General features: G+C 48.4%; 12 protein-coding genes. All 12 read right to left on the bottom strand.

All coding sequences use genetic code 11. The annotated features are described in order from the left end of the window. Nucleotides 1-27: 27 nt before the first annotated feature. On the bottom strand, nucleotides 28-600 hold the full coding sequence (gene lepB / locus VSQ61_RS15895) for a signal peptidase I (protein WP_334345374.1): 573 nt from the start codon (nucleotides 598-600) through the stop codon (nucleotides 28-30). Between the two features lie 190 nt (nucleotides 601-790). After that, nucleotides 791-1,138, bottom strand: a complete 348-nt coding sequence (gene rplS / locus VSQ61_RS15890) for a 50S ribosomal protein L19 (RefSeq protein WP_334345373.1) — start codon at nucleotides 1,136-1,138, stop codon at nucleotides 791-793. Nucleotides 1,139-1,405: 267 nt separating this feature from the next. Beyond that, nucleotides 1,406-2,239, bottom strand: a complete 834-nt coding sequence (locus VSQ61_RS15885) for a Cof-type HAD-IIB family hydrolase (protein ID WP_334345372.1) — start codon at nucleotides 2,237-2,239, stop codon at nucleotides 1,406-1,408. 90 nt (nucleotides 2,240-2,329) lie between these two features. After that, nucleotides 2,330-2,656 carry a DUF1622 domain-containing protein gene (locus VSQ61_RS15880; RefSeq protein ID WP_502877051.1) on the bottom strand — a complete coding sequence of 109 codons (327 nt, stop codon included), beginning with the start codon at nucleotides 2,654-2,656 and terminating at the stop codon, nucleotides 2,330-2,332. Nucleotides 2,657-2,823: 167 nt separating this feature from the next. Continuing rightward, the gene (locus tag VSQ61_RS15875; RefSeq protein ID WP_334345370.1) at nucleotides 2,824-3,186 is read right to left on the bottom strand and encodes an ArsR/SmtB family transcription factor; all 363 of its coding nucleotides are present in this window, start codon (nucleotides 3,184-3,186) and stop codon (nucleotides 2,824-2,826) included. Between the two features lie 192 nt (nucleotides 3,187-3,378). Further along, complete coding sequence (locus tag VSQ61_RS15870) at nucleotides 3,379-5,250, bottom strand: heavy metal translocating P-type ATPase (RefSeq protein WP_334345369.1); 1,872 nt, start codon at nucleotides 5,248-5,250, stop codon at nucleotides 3,379-3,381. A 185-nt stretch (nucleotides 5,251-5,435) separates the two neighbouring features. Next, a complete protein-coding gene (locus tag VSQ61_RS15865) occupies nucleotides 5,436-5,654 on the bottom strand; it encodes a cation transporter (protein ID WP_334345368.1) in 219 nt (72 codons plus the stop codon). A gap of 304 nt (nucleotides 5,655-5,958) precedes the next feature. After that, a complete protein-coding gene (locus VSQ61_RS15860) occupies nucleotides 5,959-6,987 on the bottom strand; it encodes an ABC transporter substrate-binding protein (protein ID WP_502877049.1) in 1,029 nt (342 codons plus the stop codon). Nucleotides 6,988-7,199: 212 nt separating this feature from the next. Further along, nucleotides 7,200-8,216 (bottom strand): ABC transporter permease subunit, encoded by a 1,017-nt coding sequence (locus VSQ61_RS15855; RefSeq protein WP_334345367.1) that lies wholly within the window; start codon nucleotides 8,214-8,216, stop codon nucleotides 7,200-7,202. Further along, nucleotides 8,213-9,280 carry an ABC transporter permease gene (locus VSQ61_RS15850; RefSeq protein WP_334345366.1) on the bottom strand — a complete coding sequence of 356 codons (1,068 nt, stop codon included), beginning with the start codon at nucleotides 9,278-9,280 and terminating at the stop codon, nucleotides 8,213-8,215. Before VSQ61_RS15850 ends, VSQ61_RS15855 begins: the two co-directional genes overlap by 4 nt. Continuing rightward, on the bottom strand, nucleotides 9,273-10,793 hold the full coding sequence (locus VSQ61_RS15845) for a sugar ABC transporter ATP-binding protein (RefSeq protein WP_334345365.1): 1,521 nt from the start codon (nucleotides 10,791-10,793) through the stop codon (nucleotides 9,273-9,275). The genes VSQ61_RS15850 and VSQ61_RS15845 overlap by 8 nt, the downstream gene beginning before the upstream one ends. Before the next feature lie 368 nt (nucleotides 10,794-11,161). Continuing rightward, nucleotides 11,162-12,271 carry a substrate-binding domain-containing protein gene (locus VSQ61_RS15840; RefSeq protein ID WP_334345364.1) on the bottom strand — a complete coding sequence of 370 codons (1,110 nt, stop codon included), beginning with the start codon at nucleotides 12,269-12,271 and terminating at the stop codon, nucleotides 11,162-11,164. Between the last annotated feature and the right edge of the window lie 131 nt (nucleotides 12,272-12,402).

Below are 12,402 nucleotides of genomic sequence, written 5' to 3'. Positions count from 1 at the left end.
GCTGTTTCATTCCAGTTTTGCAGAACCTCACGGAAGCCATCCGAAGCGTTCTCCCGGCGTGATATTGAACCATGCCATTCCCATGATATCCTCCCGCCGCACATTGCCGATATCTGCGCTTCTGCTGTCCTCGCTGTTATTCCGGTTATCTCCCAGAACAAAATATTCGTCCTCGCCCAGCTTCACCGGGCTCTCTGCCACGCCTGCATCCTGCATACTTTCCGTGAGAATCTCCTCATTCAAAAGCTCCCCGTCAATAAATACCCGGCCGCTCTCAATCGTCACTGTATCTCCCGGCAATCCCACCACACGCTTTATATGGTAGTGGGCATTCTCATTTCCATTTGGCTTAAATACGACCAAATCTCCATAATCAGGAGCTTTAATCCGATAAATCATCCGATTAACCAGCACCTGATCTCCGCTGTAAATAGCTGGCTCCATAGACTGTCCCACATTGCTCAGGGACGCACCAAAGAAATAGACCAGCACGCAGGCAAAGCCAAAGGCCAGTACCGCCTCGCCTATCCAAATGATGGCCTCCCGAAGTATCGCCACGTTTATCCGCTTTTTCCGTTGCCGAAAGGTCAAACCTGCCATTGGTCTCTCCTTATACAATCAAATCCCCAGGAAGCCTGTTGACCGCAGCTATCCAAGGTTCTGCACCTTAAAACATCCGTCGAATATACAAAACTCTGTATCCGGCTCACTGCCTTAAAGAATGAAAAAGGGACTGACGCAAAATCCGAATGCCTTATTTTGCGACTGCCCCCCAGCTTTCATCAATCCATTACTTTACTAATTCTTTTACCTTCGCACGCTTACCAACACGTCCTCTTAAATAGGTCAGCTTCGCACGTCTTACTTTTCCGCGGCGTACCACTTCCACCCTCTCTACATTGGGGGAGTGCAAGGGCCATGTCTTCTCAACGCCCACACCATTGGAATTCTTTCTTACGGTAAAGGTTTCTCTGGCTCCGCCGCCCTGCTTTTTAAGGACAACGCCTTCAAAAACCTGAATTCTCTCACGATTACCCTCTTTGATCTTACCGTACACCTTAACCGTATCGCCTACGCGAAACTCAGGTACTTCTGCCTTAAGCTGAGCATCCTCAATGCTCTTAATAATATCGTTCATTCGTTGCTTCCTCCTTCTTATCTCGGATGTTCTTACCGTAATTCCGAAGCCCTCAAAGCCGCACCGGAGGCCGGCGCATATCTACTTCCAGCCATGTCTGGCTTCGCTCCCTCTGTGCCTGTAAAGCATCTCACTCCATAGTCTTCACAGGACAGCGTGCTTCGGCCCTTAGGCGTACAGCAGAGGAACATCTCTTTTTATCACAACGCAAGCTATTATACCATGGAAATATACAAAATGCAAGAAAAATTTCCGTTCTCAAAGTTCTCAGCGGCCCCTTAATATTTCATTTATCATATGGGCCACGCCCTCCTGCTCATTGCTTAAGGCAATCCGATCTGCAGCCTCCTTCGCCTCCAAACAGGCATTTTCCATGGCAAAACCGGTTCCTGCCTCCAAAAGCATAGTAATATCGTTGCTTCCGTCCCCAAAGGCCGCAGTCGCCTCCCGCTCTATATTCAGGTACTCCCTAAGGAATCTTAAGGCAGCTCCCTTATTGGCCTCCTTTGCATTCACCTCAATATTATTGATTGCGGAGCTGGATAAGGACAGCTCCAAAAGTGATGCCTTCATCTCCTCCAAAACCTGCCTGCGTTCCTCAAGATCCGCAAAAAAGAGCATCAGCTTCTGCACGGTCTCCCCCGATTCAAGAAGATACGTCTTTAGATCCTCAACCGGAAGATAAATCCTGCGCATCATGCGAAAAAGCACCTGTCCGGGAGAATACGCTTCCATCTTCTCCATATCTTCCCTTCCCATATACGCTTTTCCGCCCTTATAGCAGCCGACAATAGCGGATGCATGCTCGGCAGCATGAAAAAACTGAAGGATCTCGTCCCGGTTCATTTCCGCCCGCCGGATGGTCTTTTTCTCCCAGGCATCATAAACCTGCGCTCCGTTTGCCCCGATCACATAGCGGATAAAGGGAAGCGTGCGTATCTCCTCCGGCACACCGTCATACAGGCGCCCTGTGGTTGGAACCAGATAAATCCCGGCCTTTGATGCTTTTTTTAAAGCATCCAGCGTCCGTGGTGTCAGCTCCTTATTGTCTTTTAGCAATGTGCCATCCAGATCGAAGGCAATCAGTCTAATTTGATTCATTTCTCCACTCCTTTGTTCCCTAACAAAACCTGGAAAGAGGCTGTCACAAAATCCTTTGCAACAGCCCTCTCTTATTTTACAATATCCTGTTCAATCTGCATCGATGCCCTTTTCCTCTTCCTTAATCTCCCAGTGGATCAGGAAGGTCAAAGCCGCTCGAAGGGCAATAATCCCGGCTACGGTGGCAATCTCCGTCCACTCCCGGACTACTACGGTACGCAAGATCTCGCTTCCCAGCTTAAACTCCAACCCCATGGCCAGACCCTTTGCCAGCGTCAGCTTCGTATCCGGCTTTCTGCAAACATAGCTGTAAAAGCCCCGAATACCGGAAGCTATGATGATTCCCACACCAATCAGCTCAAATACAGGAATCGTAGCCTCCACCAGATAATGAAGAATCAGTTCCAGTATCTCAATCATTGTCATCTTCCGCCTTCCTTACACGGCAGCCATAGCATTTATTAAACTGCCTTATATCGCTTTATCATAGCACAGGACTTTAGAAAATGCAATGTCTCTGCAAAGCTTGAAAATAACATTAAAGCAAACCGGTTAAAAATGTGCCGCCAAGATAAGAGCAGCGGTTAATCCTCCTCAATATGCTCCCGCCCCTGATCAATAATCGTGCGCACATGATTATCCGCCAGAGAATAAAAGATAGACTTCCCTTCCCGCCTGCTTTTTACCAGCTTATTCTGCTTTAGAATACGAAGCTGATGGGAAATGGCAGACTGGGTCATTTGAAGAGCTTCCGCCAAATCACAGACGCAGACCTCCGCCTCAAAAAGCACAAACAGGATTCGGATTCGGGTGGAATCTCCAAAAACCTTGAACAGCTCCGCCAAATCATAAGCTTCCGTCTCCTCCGGCATCTTTTCCTGAACAATTTTCACTAAATTCTCATGAACCTCAAAGGTATCACAGCAGCCCTCTATTTTTTCTGCCATCTCTCACACTTCCTTTCTCAAATACGCTTTCCATTCATCTATACCTTATCAGACAAAGTCTGCCAGTCCCGAAAGGACATGTACTAATGGGGTACCCGTAGGGCATACCCTACGGTACCACTCACCGGATTAGCCAACTGCCGCTAATCAGCATAATAGAGCTGCCATAAAATAAGACAGCTCCAGCAAAAACTAATTAACCTTTTTCACAAACAAGGCCCGAATAGCATTGAGCACCGCAATCACCATCACGCCCACATCTGCAAAAATAGCCACCCACATATTGGCAATGCCGACGGCCCCAAGTACCAGACAAATCACCTTGATCCCAATGGCAAAATAAATGTTCTCATAGACAATCCGAATACACTTTCTGGCAATGCGGATAGCTGTGGCAATCTTAAGGGGATCGTCATCCATCAGCACAATGTCCGCCGCTTCAATGGCTGCATCAGAGCCCAAAGCTCCCATGGCAATTCCGATATCCGCCCGGGACAGCACTGGTGCATCGTTAATCCCGTCTCCTACAAAAACCAGCTTCTCCTTGGGACCCTTCCGTTCAAGAAGCTCCTCAACCTTGGCTACCTTATCTGCCGGAAGCAGCCCACTGTGCACCTCATGAATACCAAGCTCCCCTGCAGCCTGCCTTGCAGCCTCCTTCCGATCTCCGGTCAGCATCACCGTATTCTTAACTCCGGCCTTAGAAAGCTGTCTTACAGCCTCCTTCGCTCCCGGCTTCAGCATATCGGAAATCAAAATGTGCCCTGCATAGGTCCCATCCAAAGCCACATGAACCACCGTTCCCGGATGATGGCAGGGAACAAAATCAATTCCAAGCCGCTCCATCAGCCGATCACTGCCTGCTGCCACAGCCACATCATCCACCCTGGCCGTCACGCCATTTCCGCCAATCTCTTCAATCTCTGTTACCCGGCTTCGATCCAGAGGCTTTCCATATGCCTTTTGCAGACTTTTACTAATGGGATGAGAGGATGCACACTCCGCAAGAGCCGCATACTCCAGCAGCCGTTCTGTCTCAATGGTATTGTGGTGAACACCTTTCACCTCAAATACGCCCTGCGTCATAGTCCCAGTCTTATCAAAGACTACCCATCCTGTCTGCGCCAATGCCTCCAGATAATTAGATCCCTTTACCAAAACGCCTGCCTTACTGGCTCCCCCGATACCTGCAAAAAAGCTTAGGGGAATGCTGATTACAAGGGCACAGGGACAGCTGATAACCAGGAACGTAAGAGCTCTGTAAATCCAAGTTCCCCACTCAGGAGCACTCCCAAAAGCAAGCAGCCTTATAAGGGGCGGACATATGGCCAATAACAACGCTCCATAGCACACAGCCGGCGTATAATATCTTGCAAATTTTGAAATAAAGTTCTCGGATCTGGACTTCTTGGCACTGGAATTCTCCACCAGATCCAGAATCTTCGACACCGTAGATTCTCCGAATTCCTTTGTGGTTTGAATCTTCAAAAGCCCGTTCATATTGATGCAGCCGCTGATAACCGCTTCCCCTTCCGTAACTTCCCTCGGAAGGCTTTCCCCGGTAAGTGCGCTGGTATTCAGGGTAGAAGCTCCCTCCACAATCACGCCGTCAATCGGAATCTTCTCTCCCGGCTGTACCACAATCAGGGTTCCGACCTCCACCTCATCCGGATCCACCTGCTCTAAAGTGCCGTCCTTCTCTACATTGGCATAATCCGGCCGGATATCCATCAGTTCGCTGATATTTCGCCTGCTTTTGCCCACGGCATAGCTCTGAAACAGCTCCCCTATTTGATAGAACAGCATAACCGCCGTTCCCTCCTGATAATCTCCCAACGCAATGGCGCCTACCGTAGCCACTGCCATAAGAAAATTCTCATCAAACACCTGCCGGTTCCGAATCCCCTTAAAGGCTTTCTTCAAAATATCATAGCCAATCACAAGATAAGGAACCATATAAAGCCCAAACTGCAGATATCCTGTCACCGGAAGCAGGCTTAAAACAACCAAAAGCAGGAACGCTGCAATAATTCGAGCCAGCATCTTTTTCTGTTTCTTATTCATCTTGCTGCCTCCTATTTAAATCACTGCGTGATAGCACTAAAGAGTAAAGTCGCTTCGACACACCTGTAATAAGCGTAACTTTCATTCGAAAGGGCGCTCATAAAAGTTCCTCTTGTGCGCCTTTGCGACTTTACTATCTAAATCACTGCGTGATAGCACTAAAGAGTAATGTCGCTTTAGCTTTACTATAAAAAGATCTCGCAGTCGTCCTCCACCTTCTTGCAGTTCTTAAGCACTTCCTGCATCACGGACTTCGGCTCCGCACCTTCCTCAAATTCCACAACCATCTTCAAAGTCATAAAGCTTACGGCGGCATCCTTCACACCTGCCGTCTTCCTGGCGGCTTCCTCCATCTTATTGGCACAGTTTGCACAATCCACATCAATTTTATAAGTCTTCTTCATGGTTATCATCCTCCAAAATATAATATTCGTTCATATGAATAATTGTTCATATATTGGTTTTATTATAGCACAGGCTTTTGAAATGTCAAGGTATGTTCTAAAATTTTATTACATTTTAAGAGGGTAAAGACAGAAAAAACAGCCGCCCCAGTCTCACAAACCAAGCGGCCATTTTGCTATACCCTACGGGTACCCCATCAATGCATGTCCCTTCGGAACTGGCGGACTTCGTCCGGTAAGGTATATATTTGTCGGATTAACCGCCTATAGGCAGTTCGTGAAACATCTGTTCATGCAGATGCCTTTAATATGTCCGACTCTCCATAATCCTCTCCAAATCCATTGAAGCATCAAAATACTGCTCCTCCACATACTGAACCCGTTCCACTTCCTCTCCCCGCTCCAGCCTCTGAATAATCTCCTCCACCATAGGCCCCAAAAGAGGATTGCACTCCATCACCATATGGATCTCCCCCTCCGCCATGGCATCCAGCGCTGCCCTGGTTCCGTCAATAGATATCATAATGATCTCCCCAGAGGGGCCGCAGGTCTTCCCTGCCGCTCGGATAGCTTCGATGGCGCCAAATGCCATATTGTCATTTTCGCAGACCACTACGTCAATATCATCATACAGATCCAGAAAGCTCTCCATCACTTCCCGGCCCTTGGTAAGGGTAAAATCCCCGGAGCCCCGATCCAGCATAGTCCAGTTCTCCTGCTGCCTGAGAATCTTATCAAATCCCACCGTCCGGCCAATCTGTGCGGAAGAATCCAATGTTCCCTGGAGAGTCACAATCCGAATCTCCTCATCTGCCCGGCCCTCTTCCTCCAGATAAGCCTTAAGCCAGCGGCCGGCAATCCGGCCCTCCTCCTCAAAATCACTTCCAACCCAGCAGGTATAGAGGCTGCTATCCTCCACCTCCACCAGGCGGTCTGAGAGAATCACCGGGATTCCGGCCACCTTTGCTTCCTGCAGCACCGCATCCCAGCCGGTCTCCACGATTGGGTCCAGGATAATATAATCCACCTCCTGGAGAATAAAATTCCGAATCGCCTTAATCTGGTTCTCCTGCTTCTGCTGTCCGTCCTCAAAAAGCAGGTAATACCCCTTATCCTCCCGGAACGTATCACGAAAAGACTGGGTATTGGCCAGCCGCCAATCAGACTCCGAGCCCACCTGGGCAAAGCCCACTACAATATAATTATCACTGTCTTCGATTTCATCCTCATACAGCAGGGTACTTTCCGGCTCCTCCTGCTGCTTTTTACAGCCCTGGCAGGCAATCACAGCCAGCAAAAGACACCCTATGATCCATGCCCTCTTCATCCTCATGGCAGCCCTCATTAAACTTTTCCTCTATTACGGATAACCATTTCGTACTTTCACAGCCTCATTCACAAATCGCTGCCGTGATAGTGCGAACAATCTCTCATCCGCAGCATATCTGTCTGCAGATGAGAGACTTTCGTTACTGTTCGTTCTTGGGTCATGCACTGTGCTGCACAGACACAGGCCAATACAGTAATGGACTTTCTTCCATTATATTATTTCTTCGTATCTTTCATTTTGGCAAATACGCTCTGCAGTACAATAAAGAAGCACAGAAGCGCTGCCACAGCGATATTAGACCAGGAGCTTAAAAGCTTGCCGTTGGTCTTGACCAGTGTGGAAATAGTGCCGTTAATCAGCACCCCAAAGAAAGATCCAATCACATTTCCCACGCCGCCTGTCAAAAGCGTTCCGCCGATAACCGCCGAAGCAATGGCATCCATCTCAAGCCCAAGAGCCTGCCGCACACTTCCCGACATGGTATTCATACAAAAGCAGATGCCTCCTACGGAACACAGGAAAGAAGACAGCATGTAAGCCTTAAGCTTCGTCAGCTTCACATTCAGACCCATCATCGTAGCCGACTGCTCATTGCCGCCTACCGCATACAGGCTGCGCCCGAACTTGGTATAACGAAGCATCAGGAACACCAGGACCAGCACCACCAGGGCAATAATAACCGGAAGCCGGACAAACGGAACCTGAAGCACGCCCTTACTGTTGGTATAAGCCCCAAAGGGAATCTCAAACTTCATATTTGCCAGCCCTACAAAAAATGCATTCTGGCTGATGGACACCTGATCCGTACAAATCACCGCCGTCATGCCACGGGCAAAGAACATGCCCGCCATGGTTACAATAAAGGGCTGAATCTCCAGATAGCCCACGCAGAAGCCCTGCACAAGACCAAACACCAGGCCAATCAGCAAAACCAACACACACAAAAGCCCTGCGTTCAGCCCCCACTGCTCCATGCCCACCGCCAGGAACATACAGTCCATGGCAACCAGAGAGCCTACGGAAATGTCAATGCCTCCTGTCAGCATAACACAGGTCATGCCGCAGGCAATACAGAGAAGCCCCGCATTGTTAATAAGAATATTCAAAAAGGTCTGCAGGTGCGTAAATCCCTTGGATGAGTAAATCACGCATCCCACCGCATACATCACTACAAACAGTGCAATGGTAATCAGAAGCAGCAGGGTATTGCTGTTTATCTTTTTCCCTTTCATGCCGCAGCGCCTCCTTTCGCCAGTGCTCTTTTGGCAGACATCCGCTTCATATATGCCTTAAAGGGCGGAGCCTGAATCGTTACAATAATCAGTACAATGACTGCCTTGTATACGGGAGCCACATCCGAAGATACGCCCAATGCATACAAAGTTGTGGTAATCGCCTGAATGGTATAGGCACCGATAATGGAGCCTGCCAGGTTAAACTTACCGCCGCCTAAGCTGTTTCCCCCAAGGGCTACAGCCAGAATCGCATCCAGCTCGTAATTAAGACCGATATTGTTGGAATCCGCCGAACTGATACGGGAAGCACCCACAATACCGGCAATACCGGCTGCAAGGCCGCACACCACATAACACACAAATATAATCTTTGAGGAATTAAGTCCCGCAATCCGGGAAGCCTTTTTATTGATACCCACACTCTGAATGTAAAGGCCCAAAGCCGTTTTCTTAAGAAGCACCATCATAACAGCCACACAGATGGCAGCAATAATAATAGGGGTCGGCATAAACCCGGTATATCCTCCAAAAAACTTAAAGGAGTCATTCCGCACATACACAATCAGATTGTTACAGAGCAAAAGCCCGATAGCTCTTGCCGCAGAAAATAAAATCAGTGTAGCCACCATAGGCTGAACATTCAGGTAAGCCACCAGAAATCCGTTAAAAGCGCCGCAGAGGCAGCCCATAAGAACACCGCCCAGCACGCCCACCAAAAGGGGAACCGCCAGATCATTGGCTGAGGATACCCCATAGCCTGCCAGCAGCATACAGCAGAAAGAAGCCGCCAGAGACATAACGGAGCCCACGGAAATATCCGTTCCGGCCGAAGCGGATACCACCAAAGTCATTCCTACCGCAAGAATTGCAATCTCGCTGCCACGGTTTAAAATATCAATCAAACGCCCGTAAAGCACGCCATTTCGAATGGAAATGGTAAAAAAGTTAAATGCAAAATTTCCGGAAGCAACATCATAGATGATGTTAACCGCCATCACCAGCACCATACAGAAGATGGGAAGAAATAAAGCCATCCCTGTGAGCTTTTTCACTTTATTCATTGGTTCCACCTCCTGCAATTGCTTTCATTACAGTCTCCTGAGTCAGACTCTCGGTGATCTCTCCAACCTTTGCGCCGTCCCGCAAAACTGCCATCTTCGTACAGGTACGGAGCATCTCCTCGATCTCGGAGGAAATGAAGATAATACCCTTTCCCTCCTTGGCCAGTTTCAGCACCAATTTCTGAATCTCCGTCTTGGTACCAATGTCAATTCCGCGAGTAGGCTCATCCAGAATCAGGAAATCCGGATCTGTCGCAAGCCAGCGGCCCAGAATTACTTTCTGCTGATTACCGCCGGATAACTGCCGAATCAGGGTCTCACGGCTTGCCGTCTTAATCTGAAGCATATCTATGTATTTATCCGCCAGTTCAATCTGCTCTTTCATAGGCAGAAGACGGAACATTCCCCGTTTTGCCTGCAGGGCCAGAATGATATTTTCACGAACGGACAAGTCTCCGATGATACCCTCCGCCTTTCTGTCATCCGGCAGAAGTCCCATGCCAAGGTTCATGGCATCAATGGGAGAATTAATCTTTACTTCCTTTCCATTTACCTTTAATGTCCCTGTCTGACTCTTGTCGGCACCGTAGATTACACGGGCCAGTTCGCTTCGTCCGGAGCCCAAAAGCCCCGTAAGGCCCACAACCTCGCCCTTATGAATCCTGAGATCGAAAGGCTTAATGGTTCCCTTATGACTTAAGCCCTGGGCGTCAATGAGAATGTCCTCATCGCTGAATGCGGGGGATTCGTCCGACTTAATGGATGCCAGATCGTCAAAATCCTTACCCATCATAGCTGCTACCAACTTCACACGGGGCAGATCCTCAATGGGATATTCCCCTACCAGCTGGCCGTTCCGAAGAACCGTAATCCTATCACAGACCGCATATACCTGCTCCAGGAAATGAGTTACAAAGACGATTCCAACGCCCTTTTCCTTTAGCTGGTTCATCAGGCGGAACAGCTTCTCTACCTCGTTGTCATCCAGAGATGAGGTTGGCTCATCCAGAATCAGAACCTTGCACTCCATATCTACCGCACGGGCAATGGCAATCATCTGCTGGAGCGCCAGAGAATATTCCTCCAGGTTCTGGGTCACATCAATATTCATTTCCAAGTCCGCTATGATAGCTTCCGCCCTCTTTACCATGGTTTTCCAGTCAATGGTTCCAAGCTTTGTCTTCGGCTCACGGCCGATAAACAGATTTTCGGCCACGCTTAAGTTCGGACAGAGATTAACCTCCTGATACACCGTTGAAATACCTTTTTTCTGAGCATCCAGCGTGGAATGATTTACAACAGGGCCCTCAATGCCCTCCACATGAATTTCACCGGCCTCAAATGCATTGATACCAGTCAGACACTTAATAAGCGTTGATTTACCTGCGCCGTTCTCCCCCATCAGCGCATGAATCTCACCTTTTCGCAAAGTAAAATCCACATTGTCAAGAGCTTTCACTCCAGGGAAAGTCATGGATATGCCACGCATGGTCAATACTACCTGATTGTCCATAATTTCTTTCCTTTCCTTAATTCGCACATATTTTTGTGCATAAAGGGATACCTGTAAGGTGTTTCCTTAATTCGCACATGTTTTTTGTGCATAAAGGGATACCTGTAAGGTGTTTCCTTAATTCGCACATGTTTTTTGTGCATAAAGAGATACCTGTAAGGTATTTCCTTAATTTGCACATGTTTTTGTGCATAATCTCTTTCCATCACAGCACCCGCCTGCTTTGGAGGGTATCTCATAATACAGAAAACAGCTCATGCGTTTCCTGTATTATGAGAAAGGGGGAGGCTTATCTTTCATCAACCTCCCCGATTATAGCTGCTAACTATGCTCCGCTTTTGGAATCACTTCCATCGGCAGGAAACATATTAGTACTGTGCGGCAATAATGTCATCTGTTACTACAGTTAAGTTGTGAGTCTCACCGTTTACTTCGATCGTAGAAAGGATATCCTCATTTACGAACCAGTGCTCTTCCATGTATACTTCTTTCTCCGGTGTTCCGCCGCTTGCAAGAGTCTTGATAACCTCTTCTACAAAAGGAGCTGCCAGCGGGTTGCACTCGAAGTCAGCGTTGATATCGCCGGATTTTACAAACTCAAGGCCTGCGGTACAAGCGTCAAAGGAAATCAGAATCACGTCGCCCTCAACACCGTAGGAAATGCCTGCCTGCTTCATAGCATCCATAGCGCCGAATGCCTCATTATCGTTCTGGCATACAACTACGTTGAATTTTCCTTCATAGGACTTGCAGTAGGACTCCATAACCTCTGCGCCGCCGTCCTGTGTGAAGTCGCCGCTCTGAGAATCTACGATGGTCCATCCCTCTCTGTCAGCAATCTCCTTGAAGCCCTCAGTACGTCCGATGGTTGCGGATGCGCCGGTGGAACCCTCGATTACAAGAGCATTGATCTCGTTAATGCCTTTCTCTGCCGCATAAGCTTTCAGCCACTCGCCTGCTGCAAGACCCTCTGTCTTGAAGTTGGAGCCTACCCAGGATACATACTTGTCAGAATCATCAATGGTACGGTCAATAACGATAACCGGGATTCCTGCATCCTCACACTCGGTAAGTACGGTGTCCCAACCGGTGGAAACGATGGGGTCAATGATAATGTAATCCACATCCTGCTCAATGAATCCACGAACAGCCTCAAGCTGTACGGCAGAGTCATTGTCACAGTCTACAAACTGCAGGTCGTAGCCGTTTTCTGCAGAAAATACATCCTGGCAGGACTTGGTGGAAGCAGTACGCCAGTCAGACTCATGTCCAACCTGTGCAAATCCGATGGTGATTACATCACCGGATGCTGCCGGAGCATCTGCCTCTGCGTCGTCGCCGCTCTCTGCTGGTGCTTCTGCCGGTGTATCAGCCGCAGGAGCGTCTGCAGGTGCATCTCCTCCCTTGGATCCGCAGCCAGCCAGCATAGTCGCTGTCATAGCTACACACAACAGTAAGCCGATAAGTTTTCTTTTCATGGTCAAAAACCCTCCCTGTGTTTTATTTGCCAATTCCTCTTGGCTATGAAAATATTTTACGACAGAGGGATTTTTTTTGATACGGACATCCTTTTGAAATAAGTATAATTATTTACTAATTTTTGAACAAA

This window comes from Candidatus Merdisoma sp. JLR.KK006, assembly GCF_036941035.1.
GTDB lineage: Bacteria > Bacillota > Clostridia > Lachnospirales > Lachnospiraceae > Laedolimicola.
This window is presented reverse-complemented; position numbering and strand designations above follow the sequence as displayed.